The sequence below is a fragment of the Williamsia sp. Y712 genome (assembly GCF_059445525.1).
Map to the genome: position 1 here is coordinate 701,572 of NZ_JCAIUN010000003.1, position 18,542 is coordinate 720,113.

Annotated in this window: 18 protein-coding genes; 9 read left to right on the top strand and 9 right to left on the bottom strand. The window is 64.8% G+C overall.

Going from position 1 to position 18,542, the window contains the following annotated elements; genetic code table 11:
• The first annotated feature begins 103 nt into the window (after window positions 1-103).
• The 8 genes from AC1D75_RS22505 (at window position 104) to AC1D75_RS22540 (ending at window position 8,129) form a co-directional block, all read left to right on the top strand.
• Window positions 104-865 (top strand): SDR family oxidoreductase, encoded by a 762-nt coding sequence (locus AC1D75_RS22505; protein ID WP_495517534.1) that lies wholly within the window; start codon window positions 104-106, stop codon window positions 863-865.
• 97 nt (window positions 866-962) lie between these two features.
• Window positions 963-1,610, top strand: a complete 648-nt coding sequence (locus AC1D75_RS22510) for an isochorismatase family protein (RefSeq protein WP_495517535.1) — start codon at window positions 963-965, stop codon at window positions 1,608-1,610.
• Complete coding sequence (locus tag AC1D75_RS22515) at window positions 1,594-3,243, top strand: (2,3-dihydroxybenzoyl)adenylate synthase (protein WP_495517536.1); 1,650 nt, start codon at window positions 1,594-1,596, stop codon at window positions 3,241-3,243. Before AC1D75_RS22510 ends, AC1D75_RS22515 begins: the two co-directional genes overlap by 17 nt.
• Before the next feature lie 51 nt (window positions 3,244-3,294).
• The gene (locus tag AC1D75_RS22520) at window positions 3,295-3,561 is read left to right on the top strand and encodes a phosphopantetheine-binding protein (RefSeq protein WP_495517537.1); all 267 of its coding nucleotides are present in this window, start codon (window positions 3,295-3,297) and stop codon (window positions 3,559-3,561) included.
• Window positions 3,562-3,646: 85 nt separating this feature from the next.
• Entirely contained in the window at window positions 3,647-4,921 is a 1,275-nt protein-coding gene (locus AC1D75_RS22525) for a lysine N(6)-hydroxylase/L-ornithine N(5)-oxygenase family protein (protein WP_495517538.1), read from the top strand.
• A 279-nt stretch (window positions 4,922-5,200) separates the two neighbouring features.
• Window positions 5,201-6,181: a FecCD family ABC transporter permease gene (locus AC1D75_RS22530; protein WP_495517685.1), complete on the top strand. Its 981-nt coding sequence runs from the start codon at window positions 5,201-5,203 to the stop codon at window positions 6,179-6,181.
• The gene (locus AC1D75_RS22535) at window positions 6,178-7,275 is read left to right on the top strand and encodes a FecCD family ABC transporter permease (RefSeq protein ID WP_495517539.1); all 1,098 of its coding nucleotides are present in this window, start codon (window positions 6,178-6,180) and stop codon (window positions 7,273-7,275) included. Before AC1D75_RS22530 ends, AC1D75_RS22535 begins: the two co-directional genes overlap by 4 nt.
• A 20-nt stretch (window positions 7,276-7,295) precedes the next feature.
• On the top strand, window positions 7,296-8,129 hold the full coding sequence (locus AC1D75_RS22540; protein WP_495517540.1) for an ABC transporter ATP-binding protein: 834 nt from the start codon (window positions 7,296-7,298) through the stop codon (window positions 8,127-8,129).
• A 34-nt stretch (window positions 8,130-8,163) separates the two neighbouring features.
• Here AC1D75_RS22540 and AC1D75_RS22545 read toward each other — a convergent pair whose 3' ends face one another.
• The 8 genes from AC1D75_RS22545 to AC1D75_RS22580 form a co-directional block, all read right to left on the bottom strand.
• Complete coding sequence (locus AC1D75_RS22545) at window positions 8,164-8,595, bottom strand: RidA family protein (protein WP_495517541.1); 432 nt, start codon at window positions 8,593-8,595, stop codon at window positions 8,164-8,166.
• Complete coding sequence (locus tag AC1D75_RS22550; protein WP_495517542.1) at window positions 8,585-10,177, bottom strand: gamma-glutamyltransferase family protein; 1,593 nt, start codon at window positions 10,175-10,177, stop codon at window positions 8,585-8,587. The genes AC1D75_RS22545 and AC1D75_RS22550 overlap by 11 nt, the downstream gene beginning before the upstream one ends.
• The gene (locus tag AC1D75_RS22555) at window positions 10,174-10,530 is read right to left on the bottom strand and encodes a Rieske (2Fe-2S) protein (RefSeq protein ID WP_495517543.1); all 357 of its coding nucleotides are present in this window, start codon (window positions 10,528-10,530) and stop codon (window positions 10,174-10,176) included. Before AC1D75_RS22555 ends, AC1D75_RS22550 begins: the two co-directional genes overlap by 4 nt.
• Window positions 10,531-10,562: 32 nt before the next feature.
• Window positions 10,563-12,017, bottom strand: coding sequence for an aldehyde dehydrogenase family protein (locus AC1D75_RS22560; RefSeq protein WP_495517544.1), 1,455 nt, complete (start codon window positions 12,015-12,017; stop codon window positions 10,563-10,565).
• Window position 12,018: 1 nt separating this feature from the next.
• Complete coding sequence (locus tag AC1D75_RS22565; protein WP_495517686.1) at window positions 12,019-13,239, bottom strand: NAD(P)/FAD-dependent oxidoreductase; 1,221 nt, start codon at window positions 13,237-13,239, stop codon at window positions 12,019-12,021.
• A complete protein-coding gene (locus AC1D75_RS22570) occupies window positions 13,233-13,619 on the bottom strand; it encodes a Rieske (2Fe-2S) protein (RefSeq protein ID WP_495517545.1) in 387 nt (128 codons plus the stop codon). The genes AC1D75_RS22565 and AC1D75_RS22570 overlap by 7 nt, the downstream gene beginning before the upstream one ends.
• A gap of 94 nt (window positions 13,620-13,713) precedes the next feature.
• Window positions 13,714-14,433, bottom strand: coding sequence for an iron-containing redox enzyme family protein (locus AC1D75_RS22575; protein ID WP_495517546.1), 720 nt, complete (start codon window positions 14,431-14,433; stop codon window positions 13,714-13,716).
• A gap of 190 nt (window positions 14,434-14,623) precedes the next feature.
• Window positions 14,624-15,073 (bottom strand): GlcG/HbpS family heme-binding protein, encoded by a 450-nt coding sequence (locus AC1D75_RS22580; protein WP_495517547.1) that lies wholly within the window; start codon window positions 15,071-15,073, stop codon window positions 14,624-14,626.
• A gap of 256 nt (window positions 15,074-15,329) precedes the next feature.
• Here AC1D75_RS22580 and AC1D75_RS22585 point away from each other — a divergent pair, with 256 nt between their 5' ends.
• Window positions 15,330-17,003, top strand: a complete 1,674-nt coding sequence (locus AC1D75_RS22585) for a PucR family transcriptional regulator (protein ID WP_495517548.1) — start codon at window positions 15,330-15,332, stop codon at window positions 17,001-17,003.
• Here the strand turns inward: AC1D75_RS22585 and AC1D75_RS22590 are convergent.
• A complete protein-coding gene (locus AC1D75_RS22590; RefSeq protein ID WP_495517549.1) occupies window positions 16,994-18,391 on the bottom strand; it encodes an MFS transporter in 1,398 nt (465 codons plus the stop codon). The two genes, AC1D75_RS22585 and AC1D75_RS22590, sit on opposite strands and share 10 nt — an antisense overlap.
• Between the last annotated feature and the right edge of the window lie 151 nt (window positions 18,392-18,542).

An 18,542-nucleotide genomic window follows, 5' to 3' on the forward strand; every position in this document is an offset into this window, starting at 1 on the left:
CTTTTACGGGGCCGCACTTCTGCGCCAGGGTTAGGTGAGGCTAACATCGAGTGGTTGTCAGTGATGGGTGTATTCGATGCCCATGAAGAGAGGTTGAACCCGCATGTCTGTGCCAGGCGTCAGTGGCAAGACCGTCCTGATCACCGGTGCGGCCGGTGGTATCGGAACAGCAACCGCGCAAGCGTTTGCGCAGGCCGGTGCCAATGTGGTGCTCACGGATATCGGCCCGGCGCCGGTCGAACCGCCGTGGGATGCGGCAACCGTCTACCTCCGGGCCGACGTCACGGACCCGGATGCCGTTGCCGGCGTGTTCGACCGCGCCCGACAGCTCCATGGTCAGGTGGACGCGGTGGTGCATGCGGCAGGCGTGCTCACCACCGGGCCGGTGTCGGAATTGACTGATTCCGAATGGGATCGGGTCCTGGCCGTCAACGCGACCGGCACAATGGTCGTGACGCGGGCTGCTTCCCGCGTTCTGCGTGGTCCGGCCTCGATCACGGTGGTCTCCTCCAATGCCGGGGCCGCGCCGCGTGCGGGTATGGCGGCCTATGCGGCATCGAAGGCTGCGGCAACCGCATTCGTCCGATCTCTCGGGCTGGAGTTGGCGCCGCTCGGCATCCGCTGCAATGTCATCTCGCCGGGCTCGACCGACACCGCGATGCTCCGGGGGATGTGGGATACGCCCGATGGGTCGGCGGCCACGATCGCGGGCTCGCCGGAGACTTTCCGGCTGGGGATTCCGCTCGGCCGCCTCGCGGATCCGAGCGAGATCGCCGGGTGCGCAGTATTTCTCGCCTCCGCCGCTGCCCGGCACATCACCCTGCATGACCTGCGGGTCGACGGAGGGGCCACCCTGGATCAGTGATCCACGAGGTGTCTGACTGGTGCATTCAAGTTAAGTGTGCCTACACTAACTTTTGGCCAGTGTTTCGTGACCACGTGTAGAAAGTGGAGGACCGTCTGTGGCAATTCCGGCGATTGATCCGTATGAACTGCCGAGTGCATCGGTGATTCCGGAGAACAAGGCACCCTGGGTGCTGGCGCCGGAGCGCGCGGCTCTGCTCATTCACGACATGCAGAACTACTTCATCGACGCCTATCAGGTCGATGCCGAACCGATGACCACGGTCATGCCCAACATCGCGGCGATCAGGCAATGGTGTGCACGACTGCAGATCCCGGTGATCTTCACCATGCAGCCGGGGGACCAGCACCCATCCCGTCGGGGCCTGCTTGCCGATCTGTGGGGTCCTGGACTGACCGTCGGCCGCGACACCGAGGTGGTGTCCGAGCTGGCGCCGCTGAGCACCGATATCCAGGTGACGAAGTGGCGCTACTCCGCGTTCCAGCGCACGGACCTGCGTGAGCTGCTCTCGCATCACGGTCGAGACCAGCTGCTGGTCACCGGCGTCTACGCGCACATGGGCTGCATGCTGTCGGCCGCCGAGGCCTTCATGACCGACATCCAGCCGTTTTTCATCGCCGACGCCACCGCCGACTTCAGTCGCGATGAGCACGAGATGGCGTTGTCCTATGCGGCCAAACGCTGCGCCGTGGTCACCACCACAGACGACGTGATCAGCGTCCTGCGCCATGCCGCCGCTGCCTGAATCCGGCGGGAGTGCCTCCCTGCCACTGGAGTTGGACGGAGTGGTTCCGTATCCGCCGCAGGTGGCACAGGATTACCGCGACCGCGGGTTCTGGACGGGCGAAACCCACTGGGAGATGCTGGAGAACTCGGCGGCCCGCAACTCCGGCGTCGTCGCCGTGCGCGACGAACGCCGAACCGTGACCTACGGCGAACTGCGTGACAACGCACTCTCGCACGCCGACACCCTGTCCGCGATGGGGATCGGGCGCGGGGACCGGGTGGTTGTCCATTTCCCCAACGTCGTCGAGTTCGTCGAGATCACCTTCGCGTTGTTCGCACTCGGCGCGGTGCCGATCTTTGCACTGCCCGCACACCGCAGAAGTGAGATCCGGTATTTCATCGAATTCGGCGAGGCCGCAGCGTATGTGACTGTCGACAAGGCGGCCGGATTCGACTACGGGCGTCTTGCCGGTGAATTGGACAGCGAGTTCGACGACCTGCAGACGGTGGTGCTGCCCCTCGGCGCGGAGAATCCCGCAGTCGATCGTCGCAATCCATACCGATGCGCTGCGCTGCCCTCGGATCTGGCCTTTCTGCAATTGTCCGGCGGGACCACCGGGCGTCCGAAGCTGATCCCACGCACACACGACGATTACCTCTATTCGGTGCGCGAGAGCAACCGCATCTGTGGCGTCACCTCGGACACGGTGCTCCTGGTGGTGCTGCCGGTGTCGCATAACTTCACGATGAGTTCGCCGGGGATACTCGGTGCGTTCCACGCCGGGGCCACGGTGATCCTGGCCCCGAACCCCAGTCCGGACACCGCATTCGAACTGATCGAGCGGCACCGCGTCACCATGGTCTCCGTCGTTCCGCCGGTGGCACTTGCCTGGATGAACTCGTCGCTGAGGGAAACCCGTGACCTGTCGAGTCTGCAGACGATCCAGGTCGGTGGGGCCAAGTTCAGCCAGAGCGCGGCCGAGCGTGTCGAGACCGACCTGGGTGCAACTCTGCAACAGGTGTTCGGAATGGCCGAGGGTTTGGTCAACTACACGCGCCTCGACGACGACGTCACCACGGTGACCACGACTCAGGGCCGTCCGATCTCGCAGGCCGACGAGGTCCGGGTTGTCGACGATAATGACCGTGACCTGCCGCGGGGGCAGGCCGGGCACCTGCTGACCCGTGGGCCGTACACGATCCGCGGCTATTTTCGGGCACCCGAACACAACGCGAAATCCTTTACCGCCGACGGTTTCTACCGCACCGGAGACATCGTCACGCAAGACGAGCGTGGCTATCTCACGGTCGTGGGCCGGGCGAAGGATCAGATCAATCGCGGGGGCGAGAAGATCGCACCCGAGGAGGTCGAGAACCATCTCCTGGCACACGAGTGGGTCCACGACGTCTCGGTCGTCGGCATCCCCGACGACCATCTCGGCGAGCGCAGCAAAGCGTATGTGGTGCTGCGCGCCGAATATGCCTCCACACCACCGAGTTCGCTCGCGATCAGGAAGTTTCTGCGAGAGCGTGACCTGGCGGCCTACAAGATCCCCGACGTAGTCGAGTTCGTGACGGAGTTCCCGCGCACCTCGGTGGGCAAGATCTCGAAGAACGATCAACGAACACCACGGCCGGAGCCCGCGCGATGAAACGCCGGGCACCGAGAAGTGCACTGACAGAAATGGACAAGGGTGAGTGATGTGAGCGGTTCCACCGTGCTGTCGAGGCAGCGAATCGTCTCGGATATCGCCGAACTACTCGATGTGGCACCGGAAGAGCTGACCGAAGACACGAATCTACTTGATGCCGGGCTGGATTCGATCCGCTTGATGTCGCTGGTCGAGAAGTGGCGCACGGCAGGATCTCCCGGCGCCGATTTCGTGAATCTGGCCTCCGAGCCGGTGGTCGGTGTGTGGCTCGACGCGGTGGCCGTCGAAGAAGAACCCGGGTCAACCCAGACCTGTTGAGCTCGTTCGACCAAATCAATGTGGGTGAGCCGGCGTGGTTGCAGATCAGTCGATCACAGGCGGTGAACCCGAGGAAGGAATGACAATGGCCATCGGCGATGGTTCTCCCGCGGACGTGGTGGGTGTGGGCTTCGGTCCGTCGAACCTCGCGTTGGCGATCGCGATCGAGGAGCACAACCAATCGGTTGGGGCAGATCGCCGGGTCGTTGCGCAGTTTGTGGAGAAACAACCACGTTTCGGCTGGCATCGGGGAATGTTGTTGCCCGGAACGACGATGCAGATCTCATTCCTCAAAGACCTCGTCACGCAGCGTAATGCCTGCAGTGAGTACTCGTTTCTCAACTACCTGACGCAGCAGGGGCGGTTGTCCCACTTCATCAATCATCAGAGTTTCTTCCCGACCCGGGTCGAGTTCAGTGACTATCTGACCTGGGCGGCCGCGAAGGTCGACGCCGATGTGGCCTACGGCGCGCAGGCCAGTGGCGTGGAATGGGACGGTGAGTTCTTCGAGGTCAAGGTCGCCGAGCGACCTTCGATTCGGGGACGCAATCTCGTTGTCGCAGCGGGTCTGACGGCGAGTCTGCCCGACGGCATCCAGCCGAGCCCAAGGGTGTTCCACAATCATCGGCTTCTCGATCACCTGGCGGTGTTGCCCGAACAGAAACACCACCGATTTGTCGTGGTCGGAGCGGGGCAGAGCGCCGCGGAGGTCACCGCCTACCTCCATGACACATATCCGGGGTCCGAGGTCCATGCGGTCTTCGGGAAGTACGGGTACACCCCGGCCGACGACAGTCCCTACGCCAACCGGATCTTCGATCCCGAAGCGGTGGTGGATTTCCATCAGGCCTCGGCCGACCTCCGCCAGCAGTTGCTCGACTACCACCGCGGCACCAACTATTCGGCGGTCGATCTCCCGTTGATCGAGGAACTGTACCGGCGGGAGTACCAGGAACGGGTCAGCGGCAGACGTCGTCTGTTCGTCCGAGGTGCCTCCGAGGTCAGCAAGATCCTCGACTCCGAGTCCGGTGTGTCGGTGCGGATCTGTCATCGTCCGAGTCAGGCGATCGAGGAGATCGATTGCGACGCAATCATCTTCTCGACCGGCTTCCGTCCGACGGGACTCGTCGACCTGCTTGGTCCGCTGGGCGAGGAATGTCAGTCCGACGAACACGGACGTCCGGTTGTGGCGCGGGACTACCGGGTGGTGACCAGTGATCGGGTCGGCGGTGCCATCTATCTGCAGGGCAATACCGAGCACACGCATGGACTGACGTCGTCGTTGTTGTCGAACCTCGCGGTGCGGTCCGGTGAACTCGTCACGTCGCTCGTCGGGGCCGGCGTCCCGAGCATGATCTAGTTTGTCGGCCGGTCCACTCGGACCGGTCGAGGAATGCACATCGGATGGCCACGACTAAGGTGAGCGTAACCAATTGTGACGTAGGTAATCCATGTGCGGAGAGGGTCGTGAGGTCGGCGGCGAAATGAAGGCAGAACACAACATCGGCCGGTTATCCCGGTGAGTCTCCGTTCGGGCGCCATCCCTCGGTCTGACCTGCGCAAAAGCAGTGAAGCCGCCAGTGGGACGGACGTGGCGAAGAAGCGGCCGGACGGACTGGCCGCGACCAACACACGTCGAATGCTGGGCGCCCTCGTCGCCCTTGCCGTGCTGGCGGTGGTGTGTCTGCTCAGCGTTGCGATCGGATCCAGGGACATCCCGCTGGGAACCGTCTGGCAAGCGCTGTTCTCGCCTGAGAACTCCAGCGATCACATCGTGATCCGTGAACTGCGCATCCCGCGAACGGTCCTCGGCCTCGTTGTCGGGATGGCGCTGGGGGTTTCGGGCGCACTCATCCAGGCAACCACCCGAAACCCGCTGGCCGACACCGGCATCCTGGGTATCAACGCGGGTGCGGCGTTTTCGGTCGCGCTGGCGGTCAGCGTTTTCGGTCTGAGCGGCCTCATGTCGAACGTGTGGTTTGCCTTCATCGGCGTGATCGTCGTGATGGTGGTCGTCTACATCGTGGGATCCTCTGGGCGCGGGGGCGCCACACCGATTCGGTTGACGCTTGCCGGCGTCGCGGTCGGAGCGGTATTCCAGGGCGTCACCACCGGAATGATCCTGCTCGATCCTGCTGCCTTCGACCAGATGCGCAACTGGATCGCCGGATCGATCTCCGGGCGCGGCCTCGATGTCACCTATTCGATTCTCCCGTTTGTCGTGATCGGGCTGGTCATGGCCGTGAGCGTTGCCCGATCGCTCAACGCGGTGGCACTCGGCGACGATCTCGCCCGTTCCCTTGGCGCCAACATCGTGCGGACGAGGATCATCGGTTTTGCGGCGGTGACCCTGCTGTGTGGTGCTGCGACCGCAGCGGCCGGACCGATCGGATTCGTCGGGCTGATGGTGCCTCACGTCGCACGCTGGATCGTGGGACCCGATCAACGCTGGATACTCGCGTACACCCTGATCGGCGGCCCGATTCTGATCTTGCTGTCCGACGTCGTCGGGCGTCTGGTGATCCGTCCGGGGGAGATGCCGGTGGGTATCGTCACCGCATTCGTCGGTGCCCCCGTGCTGATCTTCCTGGTGCGTCGCACGAAGGTGAGTGGGCTGTGAGCATCGATGTCCGCAAATCACCGACTGCGACGGTGACGGCCTCGAAGATCGACTTCGGCCGCCGCCTCGTGGTTGTGCGGCTACCCGGCACCGGCCTGTCCGGAAGGTTCGACGTACGCGCCATCTCGGTGGTTGCCGTCCTGACCGCGCTGGCACTCGTGGCGGCTGTGATCGCGCTTGGTACCGGCGACTATCCGGTCGCGCCTGGCCGTGTCGTCAACGCGATCTTCTCCGACGGCACCCGGCTCGAAGAGCTGGTGGTGATGAAGTGGCGGATGCCCCGGGTCTTGCTGGCCCTGGTTCTCGGTGCGGCGCTTGGCATCAGCGGCGCGATCTTCCAGTCGATCACCCACAACCCGCTGGGTAGCCCGGACATCATCGGGTTCAACACCGGCGCGTACAGCGGTGCGCTGGTGGTCCTGCTCGTGGTCGGTGGCACGGGTTACTACGGCACCGCGGCCGGCGCACTGGTGGGCGGCGTGGTCACCGCGCTGCTCGTGTACGTCCTTGCCTTCAAACGCGGGGTCCAGGGATTCCGGCTGATCATCGTCGGAATCGCGATCAGCGCGATCCTGCAATCGGTGAACACCTGGCTGATCCTCAAGGCGGATCTGGAGGCGGCGATGTCGGCCGCGACGTGGGGTGCCGGGTCGCTCAACGGACTCGGCTGGAATCAGGCCGTACCGGTGTTCGTCATCCTCGGGGTCCTGATCGTGCCGACCATCTGGGCCGCGTATCGGATGCCGGTCCTGGGCATGGGCGACGACGCCGCCAAAGCGCTGGGGATCCGCACCGAGCGGACAAGACTCGGTCTGATCGTGTTGGGGGTCTCGCTGACCGCGGTGGCCACCGCCGCCGCGGGCCCGATCGCATTTGTGTCCCTGGCCGCACCGCAACTGGCCCGGCGACTCACCCGCAGTGCAGGGGTGGCGCTGGTGCCTGCAGCCGCGATGGGCGCGCTGCTGCTCATCGTGAGCGACCTGATCGCCCAGCGGGCCTTCGCACCGAACCAACTTCCGGTGGGAGTTGTCACCGTGTCGGTGGGCGGGCTGTACCTGGTGTGGTTGCTCGCCAGGGAAGCCCGACGACAATGACCCGCTCGACGAGGAGTGAGATGGACAAGGTTGACATGGTGCCGACCGGTGGCGAGGCGGCGGTCGCGACGTCGAGCAGGCTACAGGCCCGCGACATCACCATCGGCTACGACAAACGGGTCATCAGCGAATCGCTGAGCGTCCAGATTCCGGACGGCGCGTTCACCGTGATCGTCGGGCCGAATGCCTGTGGCAAATCGACGTTGCTGCGGGCCCTGTCCCGACTGCTGACGCCGACAAGCGGCTCGGTGTTGTTGGACGGCAAGGCGATCAATTCGTATCCGGCCAAGGAAGTGGCCCGCAAGCTCGGACTGCTGCCGCAAGCATCCATCGCCCCTGACGGCATCCGGGTCGCCGACCTGGTGGCCCGCGGTCGGTATCCACACCAGAAATTGATCCGGCAGTGGTCGAACGCCGACGAAACCGCCGTTGTCGATGCGATGGAGGCGACCGGCGTCACCGAACTGTCCGGGCGCCTGGTCGACGAACTCTCCGGCGGTCAGCGACAGCGGGTCTGGGTGGCGATGGTGCTCGCCCAGCAGACACCGCTGATGTTGTTGGACGAACCGACGACGTTCCTCGACATCGCCTACCAGATCGACCTTCTCGAGTTGTGCAGCGATCTCAACCGCAACCAGGGACACACCTTGGTCGCAGTCTTGCACGACCTGAACCATGCCTGCCGGTACGCCGACCACATCATCGTGATGAAGGACGGCCGGATCGTCGCCGAAGGGCGGCCCACCGAGATCGTCACCGCTGAACTCGTCCATGACGTGTTCGGGCTGCCCTGCCGGATCATCGATGACCCCGAGTCACATACGCCGCTGATCATTCCGCTCGTCAGGCGCTGACTGCCGTTGTATCCGACCCGGCCACGAGCCGACTCTACGGGGAGACGGGGGTGATGTCGGCGGTGAGTGCGATCTCGACGGGCGCGCCGCCGGGCAGGGCGTAGACACCGATGGCACTGCGGGCGGGTAGTCCGGCCGGGCCGAATCGCTCGACCAAGCTCTCCGTGGCGCCGTCGGCGACCCGGGACAGGTCGGTGAAATCCGGTGCGCAAGCAATGTAGACGACCATCTCGACGCATCGGAAACACTCGGTCTCGTCGATCATCGACGACACCGCGGTCAGGGCGTTGGCCACTGCGACCGCGGCGGCGTCGCGGGCCGCGGTCAACCCGACCTCCGCGCCCACCCGCCCGGTGATCAGCAAGATGCCGTCGCGGCGCGGGGTCATGCCTGCGGTCCGGATCGTGTTGCCGGAGCGGGTCGCCGCCACGTACAGCCCCTGGGGGCGGGGCGCTTCAGCCGACACCGAGCGCCACCCCCTCTTGTCGCGGATCGCTGCCGCCACTGAGGATCCCGCGCGGATCGAGCGAGATGATCTGGGCACTTCCGTCGGCACCCATCGGCGGCAACACCTTCACCCGATGTCCGGCACGGGAGAGTTGTTCTCGGACAACGACATCGATGGACCCTTCGACACGAAGCTCCGGCGGTGCGCCGATGACATCGGCGTCGGAACCGGGATAGACGGTGAACCGTGGCGCCTCGACAGATTCTTGCGGATCGAGTCCGTGGTCGAGAAGATGGGACAGCAGCTGCATGTTCCACTGCACCTGCCCGTCGCCGCCGGGGGTGTTGCCGACATGCATGAGTTCACCGGATGCGCCGGTGACCACCCAGGCGTTGAGGGTGTGCAGTGGTTTACGCCGAGGTGCCACCTCGTTCGGGTGCCCGTCGATCAGGTAGGCGCCGCGGCCCAATCGATTGTTGAGCACGATGCCGGTACCGGGAACGGTCATCTTCGCACCGAAGGTGAAGGCGAGCGAGTGGATGAAGCTCACCGCTCGTCCATCGGAGTCCACCGTCACGAATGACGTGGTGTCACCGTCGCCGACCGTGAACTGCTGCGAGGGGGTCGTCAACATGCGGGCCCGACCGGCGGAGATGTTGTCCGGATGCAGGATTCGCGTCACGGCATCATTGTCGGACGCGCTCCAGCGGAACCGGTCCTCGAACGCTATCCGCGCCGCATTCGCGAACTGATCGATCGCGGCCGCACTCAGCAGGGGTGAGGAAGTGACATCGGAAAGCAATGCTGCCTGTTGCAGGACCATCCACCCGGGTGTGGGAAGTGGTGTCTGGTGGATCGTCGCCCCGGCATAGTCGCCGGAGATGGCGGCCTCCGGGTGCACGTCCCATCCCTGCGCCCACTCGTCGCCGGAAAACGGTGCGCCACCGTCCTGCAGGGTGCGGACGCAGCGCTGTGCCAGATCGCCCCGATAGAACGCGCGCGGATCGGCGGCGAGCTCCCGGATGGTCTTGGCGAGATCGGGTTGCGGTAACCGTGTGCCCACGAGTGGTACCTGCCCGGCGTCGGTGAACCGGCTGCTCAGGTCCCGGTCGCGCTGGATCGCGCCCAGTGCGGTGTGGACGTCGTTGCGGGTCTTGGCCGAACAGGGGAGTCCGCCGGTGGCCAGGACTGCCGCAGGTTCCCACAGTTCGGCGAGACTGCGGGTGGCGCCGTGTCGGTGCAGGGCGGCCAGCGCCGCGGGTGCGCCCGGCACGGAGACGGCGAGCGCTCCGTCGAGGGGGATGGCGCTGAGCCCCCGTTCGCGATAGAACTCCGGGGTACCCCCGTCCGGCCCGAAACCGCTTCCGCCGACCGTCCACACCCGGCCGTCGGGTTCGGCGACCACAGCGAATGCGTCACCGCCGATGCCACATTGGCCGGGGAGCGTCAACCAGGTCACCGCGGCCATCGCGAGCGCGGCATCGATGGCATTGCCACCGTCGGAGAGGACCGAGGCACCGGCCTGGCTGGCCAAGGGATGGCTCGACGACACCATGGCACCGGCGGCCAGAGTCGGCGGCCGGAGCGACCTGGTGGTCATGACTTGCGGAGCTTGCGCCTGCGGGGCCCCTCCGGGGGCTCGGTGGGATCGATGCCGACGAAGATCTCCCCGTCACGTTCCTGGACGGGATAGGTCTTGATCGGCTCGGTGGCCGGTGGACAGAGGGGTTCGCCGGTCTCGAGGTCGAATGCGCTTCCGTGGCAGGAGCAACCGATGCCGTCCTGGACGAGCTTTCCCGACGACAACAGGCAGTCGAGATGCGAACAGTAGTTGGACGTGGCGTAGGCCTTCCCGTCCAGTCGTGACACGGCTACCTCGTACTCGTCGGCGTAGAACCGACGCACGATGCCTTCTGGTACCTGTCCCGAGCGGGCAACTCTCTTGAACTCCAAGGTTTCCTCCAGTACGTTCCGACCGCAACGGGTCAGAGTGTGGGCATGAGATAGATGGTCTTTTCCGACTGGTAGAACTGCATCAGCGTCGGTCCGGCCTGTTCTTTGAACGTCTGGGTGCTCGAGTCCTTGTACCCGCCGAAGGGTGCGTTCATCGCCATACCGGTTGTCGGCTGGTTGATCTTGACCAAGCCGGTGCGCGAACGGTTGGCAAAACTGTTGGCGTGTGCCAGGTTCTGCGTGACGATCGATGCGGTCAGACCGAACTCCGTTGCGTTGGCAAGCGTGAGCGCCTCCTCGAACGACGTCACCCGCTGGAATGCCAACAGGGGACCGAACACCTCTTCGGTCACGATGCGCATGTCCGGGGCGGCGTCCGTGAAAACTGCCGGGCGGACAAAGAAGCCGTCGCGCAGTTGTTCGTCGGCGCAACGGGTTCCGCCGGATACGAGGTGCGCTCCCTCGTCTGTTCCGATTTGGACGTAGTGCAGGTACTTGGCCAGCTGGGCCTCGCTGGCGAGGGGTCCCATGGCGACACCGGGTGCGGTGCCGACGCCGACGACGAGGTCCTCGGCCAATTCGACCACCCGCTCCAGGAGAGCGTCGTGGATCGTGGTGTCGGCGATCACCCGACTGGTGCCGGTGCAGGCCTGGCCCGACAGGCCGAAGGCGCCTTTGACGATGAGGGCGGCGGCCTTGTCCAAGTCCGCATCGGCCAGGACCACAACCGGGTTCTTGCCGCCCATCTCGAGTTGCACCCGCCGGGCCGGCCCGACCTCGCGGTGGATCGCTCGCCCCACGTCCGTGGATCCGGTGAAGGTCACCGCATCGACCCGTTCGTCGGCGACGACTGCGGCGCCGGCCTTTCCGTCGCCCTGGATGAGGGCGATCGCCTGCGGTGGCAGGCCCGCGTCGAGCAAAGCCTCGACCAGACGTTGCCCCATCAGCGGTGTCAATTCAGATGGCTTGAACAAGACCGCGTTTCCGGCGGCAAGGGCGGGCCCGATCTTGCGGGACGGGATGTTGAGCGGAAAGTTCCATGGGGTGATGGCGCCGATGACCCCGAACGGTTCCCGAACCGTGTAGACGAGGCCTTCACCCGGTGACGGATAAGTGGCGCCGGTCGCGCGTGTTGCCTCGCCCGCGTAGAAACGCAGGTTCATCGGGGTCCGGCTCACCTCCATCCGGGCCTCGGCGGCAGTTTTGCCCTCTTCCCGGATCAGTTCCGAGACCAATGAGTCGGCGCGCTGCTCCAAGAGCGTGGCGGCGGCCTCGAGGATCGTTGCCCGCCGTTCGGGAGGACTCTGCGACCACTCGGCGAAGCCGGCGACCAGGCCGTCGACGGCCGCGTGTACGTCGTCGGAGTCGGAGTCGGGGAACGAACCGATCACATCGGCCGGATCCGCCGGATTGCATCTGGAGAACCGTTTGCCGGATGCAGACGGAATCCATTGTCCTGCTACGAAGTTCATGCCTTCGATACTCATGTCAGTTCACCATCTGTTCGTCGATTTCCCACAGATCCGCATCCTCGTCGGCGAGGATCCGACGATCGACGGGTTGTCCTATCAGTTCCCGTGCGGCCATGATGTCCTCGCCGCGATCGATCGCGAACGCTGCACACAGGACACCCTCGCGCAGGTAGAAAGCGGCGAACTCGCCGGAATTCTGGTCTCCCCGGATGACCAGGTCGGTGGCGCCCCGGGTGCTGCCGGTCAATTGGATGTTCATCCCGTACTGATCGGACCAGAACCAGTGCGGATCGTCGGAGGCGGTCTCGCGGCCCAGGATCGCGTTGGCGACGACACCGGCCTGGCGGTTGGCGTTGTCGAAATGCTCGACCCGGCTCGGGCCGGCGTCGGACATGCGGCACGCGACGTCCCCCGCGGCGTAGATGTTGGGGATGCCGGTGCGGCCGGATTCGTCCACGACGATTCCGCCTGCGGTCGATAGCCCGCTGGCGGCCGCCACCTCGACATTGGGTTCGATTCCGACCCCGACGACGACGGCGTCCGATTCGATGATGTGCCCATCGGACAGGGTGATCCGGACTCCGGCATCCGAAGTCGTCACCTCGCGCACCAGCGCGTCGGTTCGGATCTCGACGCCGCGTTCGCGGTGCAGACCGGTGCAGAACTCGGCCATCTCAGTTCCCAGGACAGCGCCCAGCGGAAGTGGTCCACGCTCGAGAACCGTGACCGAGACACCAAGACCGACTGCGGTCGAGGCGATCTCGAGTCCGATGAAACCGCCGCCGATGATCGCGAGCCGAGCGCCCGGAACGAGGCGCTGCGCCAGCGACATCGAGTCGTCGAGCGTTCGTAGATAGTGGACGAGATCCGGCCGGCTGCCGGTGGTCTCGATGGTGCGGGGACGTCCGCCGGTTGCGAACACCACGGCATCGACATCGAGGAGTTCTCCGGTATCGAGTTCGATGCTGCGATCGGAAGGACTCACCCGCCGTACGGTTGTCCCGGTCCGCAGCTCGATCGTGTTCTCCGAGAGCCATTTCGGAGTCAGCAGTGCAAGTGATTCGGCTGACTCACGGCCCGAGAGGAATTCCTTGGACAGCGGTGGACGCTGATAGGGCGCATGTGCTTCGGCGCCGAGCAGGACGATGCGCCCGTCGAACCCGCGACGACGCAAGGTCCGGGCGACGACGGCGGCGACTTGACCTGCGCCCACGGTCGCAACGGTGGTCGTCATGATGGATCATCCTCACGGGAGTCGTTGTGGCCGCGGCGGATGCGCGGCGTCGGATCGAGATAGAGGGTGTCGTCGTAGATCGCGACATCGTAGGTGGGCTGGCAGAGTTCCTGGTCTTCCTCGTAGCCGGTTTCCAGGTCGAAACGCCATTGATGTCCGGGACAGATCACCCTCCCGTGGAGCAGCGTGCCCTTGATCAGCGAGCGGTCCTGGTGGACGCAGAGGTCGGCAAAGGCGTAGATCTTCTCGCCCGTACTGAAGAGGGCGATTCCGACACCGTCGACCTCGATGCGTAGCTTTCGGCGTCGCGTGACGTCCTTGGTGGTAGCCACCGCCACCCAGTGCTGGGGCGGCGCAGTGGACTGGGATGCGTCGTCGAGCATGGGGGGTTTTCCGTTTCTCCCGAAGTGGTCGTGTCCGTGGTGGTGGTCCGGCCCGAGCGACGATCCGCGGGCCGGACCACAATTCGGCCGAGAATCAGGCCGACGTGAGCGCCAGGTCTGGTGCGACGTAGGTGTCGTACAGGCCCTTGGTGTAGGAGAAGCGCATCTCCGCGCCCCACCGCACCAGCTGCAGGCAGCGCTGCTGCAACTGCGGGGTGTCCGCGCAGTCGAGAACGATCTGGTATCCGCGTTCGCCGTGAACCACGTCTGAGGTGATGTGCAGATCGAAGAACTCGATCTCGTCCTCGGTGAAGCCGTAGACCTCACGCAGCGGGACGATCTGCTTCTTGTAGATGCTGGGCACCTGCGACTCCAGTCCGACCACCAGCGCGGCGGTCGCCACCACAAAATTCTCGCGAGACGACACCGCGTAGCACCACGACTGCAGGCCACGGGTGATGGCACTCATGTTGCTGGGATCCTCGATGCGTTCCTTGGTGGTGCCGCAGGCTTCACCGAACTTGATGAGGAGGTCCGTGTGCCGAATGTCGGCGAGTTCTTCCTCATACATGTTCTGCAGGGTGAAATCTTTGGCATCGGTGTAGTGGTCGGGGGTGTTGGCGTAGATGTTCGCCAGGTAGTCGGAGAACGGCCCGACGTAGTGGTAGTGGTTCTCGGCCCACCGGGCGAAGTGGTGCTTTTCGAGTTTGCCCTCCGCCCAGGCCTTGCTGAAGGAAGCGTTCTTGGCCTCACGGCCCTTGATCGCATCTTCCAGTGCGGTGCGGAACTCATCGCGTCCGAGCAATTCGGTCATGGTATTTCCTCTCGAGGATGTTCGATTCGTGCGCAGGGCGCAATCGCGGGCAGCTCCGTTGCGGCCTTTGATGAGCGAAAACCGGTGATTTACACCTGGATTCGGTGCTGTCGACGCTATCGGCGTCCGGTCGGCCAGGCCACGTTCACAGTGGCCGGATCTACTGGGCGATGACGGTCTATGTGCACAATCAGCTGGTCGCGACAGATGTGAGGGACGCGAACTCGGCCAGCATCGCGGCGCCGACGGCCTTGTCCTGTTCGCCGTTGCCGCCGCTGATCCCGACTGCGCCGACGATCTGGCCGTCGTAGATCAGTGGAAAGCCGCCGACGAAAATGGCGAACTTCCCGGGCAGCATGTGGCTGATACCGAAGGCCTCGTTACCGGGGAGCGCGGGGCCGTTCGGCGGTTCGTTGAACAGATGCGTCGCCCGTTCGTGTCCTGCCGCGGTGAATGCCTTGGCGATCGCAATGTCGACCCCGGTCAGCCGAGCTCCGGGAAGTCGGTGCAGGGCAATGACATTTGCGCTCTCATCGCAGACGCACAGCGTCTGTTTGACGCCGATCTCGTCGGCCTTTGCGCGGCCGGCCATGAGAAGTGGCAGCGCGTCGTCGAGTGTGATCCGGTGAATTTGATGCATTGGGTCGCTCTCTTCGAGGGGTTCCACCGACCGTCGCGGTGGGTAGGTGCGGGTGTCCGATCGTGGCGGTCGCCAGCGGGACACCTCATTTTTAGCAGCGCCCGAGGTCGGACGGCGTGGTGAAAGTGGCCTAGGATCAACAAAATATATGGGCATTGTGCACATCGTTTGAGTGCGAGTGACCCCGATAATGGGTGGATGCAGTGTGTCCGGCAACCGCCGGCATCACATCTCCTGTGGAAGAAGGCAGACCGTCATGGAACCCAGCCCTCGACTCACCGGCCGTGGCCTCCTGGATGAAACACTCATGGCAGGCGCAACGGTGGTCTCCGGGTCGGGCAGCTTGGATCGCCCGCTGACATGGGCACTTCCGTTCAGTGAAGTCATGGGACGCTATGACAACCTTGACGCGGTTGCGGTGTACGCGCGCCCGGAAGCGATCGCAGGCAATCCGCAGGCATTGACCGCGCTCGCCGCGCGCGGTGCTGCGGCATTGATCATCGACGGCTCGCTTCCCCCGGCGATCGCCGCTATGGACCTGCCCGAGAACATGGCTGTGGTCGAACTGTCCTTCCCGATCGGCTTCGCCGATCTGAATCGTCTTCTGGCAGAACGGTCACTGAATCAAGAAGTGCATGTCATGCGGTACTCGTCGCACGTGCACAACACGCTCGCCGGGCTACTGCATCGAGGTGCCGGGATGGCGATCCTGATCCGAGAGGTCTCGACGCTCGCCCAGTGTCCGGCGCTCGCGCTCGATGCTCGCGGCACAGTCGTCGCCCAACACGGCATGGTCGGGGAAGAAACCGCGTCAGTGTACGAACGACTGCGAAACAATCTGGTGGACAGGCAGAGTCGTACTTCTGGCCGTTCCACACACGGCACCACCACTTGCGTGGTCGAACTCGACGATGAGGAGCCCCGATATACCTGTACCGCGAGCTCCATCATGCTCGGCAAATGGTTCGAGGGCTGGGTTGTCGTACTGGCCGGTGGACCGTCGTCTCCTGGCCTGCACGATCTCGCTCAGCATGCGGTGGTCACAGAACAGGCGACAGCGATCGTCGGGTCGGAGATGTTGCGACAACGCAGCGTCGACGAAGCCGAGGAACGTGCACGGGGAGACTTCGTGCAGGCGCTGGTACACGGCAGTTTCACGAGCGAACACGACCTACAGACACGTGCGGACTACCACGACGTCGACCTCACATCGACATTCGGTGTCTTCGTGGTGCCGGTGCCCGCGCCCAAGGTGAACTCGTCCGATTCAGACCGGAGTGGGAGTCTGGTGAAGATCGCGCGTCACGTCGCGGGAGTACTCCCGGATCCGGCAGTCCGCTCGTACGTCACGGTGATCGGCGATGTGCTGGTGGTGGTTCGGACATTGAAGTCTCGCGACGACCGGGAGATCGAAGTCGAGATGGCCGAATACGCGGAAGCGATGGCTTTCGATGCCCAACGTCGCGGCGGACGCACCACCCGGGTGGCACACGGCGCTTCGGCCCTGGGTGTCGATCAGATCCGAGAGAGCTATCGGCAGGCACGGGTCGCACTCGGTATCGGTCAGCGATTGCAGATGACCGGGTCGATCGCGTACCGCGACCTGCGTGGCTTCGGGGCCCTCGAACTCGTCTCCGGCACCGATCGTGGCCGACAACTCGTCCGAGATGTGTTGGGGCCGTTGCGCCCGGGCTCGGACCTCTACGACACCCTGGTCGCTTATCTCCGCGTCGGCGGCAACGTGAACGCTGCCGCGCGTGACCTCAATGTCCACCGGAACACCATGTTGTCCAAGCTGGACAGGATCACCCGGGCCCTGCGTATCGATGTCCGGGTGCCGGAGAACCAGTTCACGGTCTGGCTGGCCATCCGGCTGGAGTTGCTCGAACAAATCCACCATGCGGTCGACGGCGAGATCAATTACCGCTGAGCTTCTTTCGACGGTTCGACTCCGACGTCTTCCGGGTCGCGCCCGAGGAAGGTGGCGCCGAGACCGATCGCTGCCACGATCGCACACACCCCGAACAGTGCCGGATACGACCAGCTGTCGATCGCGATGGCGACCCACGCGGCGCCGAGTGCCGATCCGCCGAACCGGATGAGGTTGAACAGGCCCAGTCCGGTGCCCTGCGCGCCTGCGGGGGATCGCGTGGAGCCGGCGGCCGCAGGCGTCTGGACCATCGCGATCCCGATACCGGTGGTGATCAGCGCCCCGACCATGGTCCAGCGGTTACCGTCAGATCCCCAGACCACCAACACCATCGCGATCTGGGCGAGAATCAACACGCACAATCCGGCCCTCATCATCGGTCGGGCGCCGAGTGCGTCAGACGTGCGCCCGACCACTGGTCCGAGCAGGGCCATCGCCGTCGGCAGGGCGAACAGGATCAGGCCTGCGGTGGCCGTGGACTCACCGTGTTCGTTGAGATACAGCGGCACGGCCAGCAGAGCTGAACCCAGACAGAACATTTGGGCGCACGCTGCGACGGCGCTACGGACGAAGCGGGATTCGGCGGCCAACCGGACATCGACGAAGGGCGCCGCGGCCCGGCGCGCGTGCCAGATGAACCAACCGAGAAGGGCACCCGCCACACCGATCAAGCCGAGTACGACGGCCACGTGTACACGTGGCTGGGGCACCAGGGTCAGACCCAGAACCAGGACTCCGGCCCCCAGCGTCAACGCGATGGCACCGGTCACATCCAGGCGCATGACACGTCCCGGATAGGCGGGTATCCAACGCATCGTGCCGGCAAATCCGATGAGCGCCACCGGGATCAGCGGGACGAAAACCCAACGCCAGCCCCATGTCCCGGCGATCAGTCCGCCCATCGACGGGCCGACGGCCTGCCCGATGCCGTTCACGCTCGCCCAGGCGCCGACTGCCCTGGCCCGGCGCTGTGGGCCGAACAACCAGGCGATCAAGCCCATCACGGCGGGCGCGAACGCGGCGGCTGCGACACCACCGAGTGACCGCCACGCGATCAGAGCGGCCAGGCTCGGCGCGGTGGCAGCACCGGCGGAGCAGACGGCAGTGGCCAGCAGTGCACCGCAGTACACACGGCGCCTGCCGAAACGGTCCCCGACATACCCGGCGAGCGGCATGGTCGCGGCAAAGGTGAGCAAGAAGCCGACGGCGACGAGAACCCCGTCTTCGAGAGGGGCGTTGAAGTCGGAAAGTATCTCGGCGAGTGGGACATTGACGATGTTGTTGCTGACCGTACCGACCAGCGTCCCGGCAAGCAGTGCCGAGAGGGCCAACGGGGTACCGGCGTCGTCTGCGTTTGCCGTCTCGGCCGGGTCGGCAGTGGTGGTCATCGGTTCCTCGTCCCCGTCTCCCGGGCCGGGTGGCCGGCGCCGCACCCTACCTTCTCACCGCGGGGGGTGGTGAGCACTACCGCGAATACTGCATCGTGCACATCATTTTCGTACATTCCTGTGCATACTGCACCGACCGGTTCGTGTGATG

Excerpts from the sequence above, each read along its gene's own strand:
- AC1D75_RS22505 (WP_495517534.1), top strand. The coding sequence starts at position 104 with ATGTCTGTGCCAGGCGTCAGTGGCAAGACCGTCCTGATCACCGGTGCG.
- AC1D75_RS22515 (WP_495517536.1), top strand. The coding sequence starts at position 1,594 with ATGCCGCCGCTGCCTGAATCCGGCGGGAGTGCCTCCCTGCCACTGGAG.
- AC1D75_RS22525 (WP_495517538.1), top strand. The coding sequence starts at position 3,647 with ATGGCCATCGGCGATGGTTCTCCCGCGGACGTGGTGGGTGTGGGCTTC.
- AC1D75_RS22530 (WP_495517685.1), top strand. The coding sequence starts at position 5,201 with ATGCTGGGCGCCCTCGTCGCCCTTGCCGTGCTGGCGGTGGTGTGTCTG.
- AC1D75_RS22540 (WP_495517540.1), top strand. The coding sequence starts at position 7,296 with ATGGACAAGGTTGACATGGTGCCGACCGGTGGCGAGGCGGCGGTCGCG.
- AC1D75_RS22550 (WP_495517542.1), bottom strand. The coding sequence starts at position 10,177 with ATGACCACCAGGTCGCTCCGGCCGCCGACTCTGGCCGCCGGTGCCATG.
- AC1D75_RS22560 (WP_495517544.1), bottom strand. The coding sequence starts at position 12,017 with ATGAGTATCGAAGGCATGAACTTCGTAGCAGGACAATGGATTCCGTCT.
- AC1D75_RS22570 (WP_495517545.1), bottom strand. The coding sequence starts at position 13,619 with ATGCTCGACGACGCATCCCAGTCCACTGCGCCGCCCCAGCACTGGGTG.
- AC1D75_RS22575 (WP_495517546.1), bottom strand. The coding sequence starts at position 14,433 with ATGACCGAATTGCTCGGACGCGATGAGTTCCGCACCGCACTGGAAGAT.
- AC1D75_RS22580 (WP_495517547.1), bottom strand. The coding sequence starts at position 15,073 with ATGCATCAAATTCACCGGATCACACTCGACGACGCGCTGCCACTTCTC.
- AC1D75_RS22585 (WP_495517548.1), top strand. The coding sequence starts at position 15,330 with ATGGAACCCAGCCCTCGACTCACCGGCCGTGGCCTCCTGGATGAAACA.
- AC1D75_RS22590 (WP_495517549.1), bottom strand. The coding sequence starts at position 18,391 with ATGACCACCACTGCCGACCCGGCCGAGACGGCAAACGCAGACGACGCC.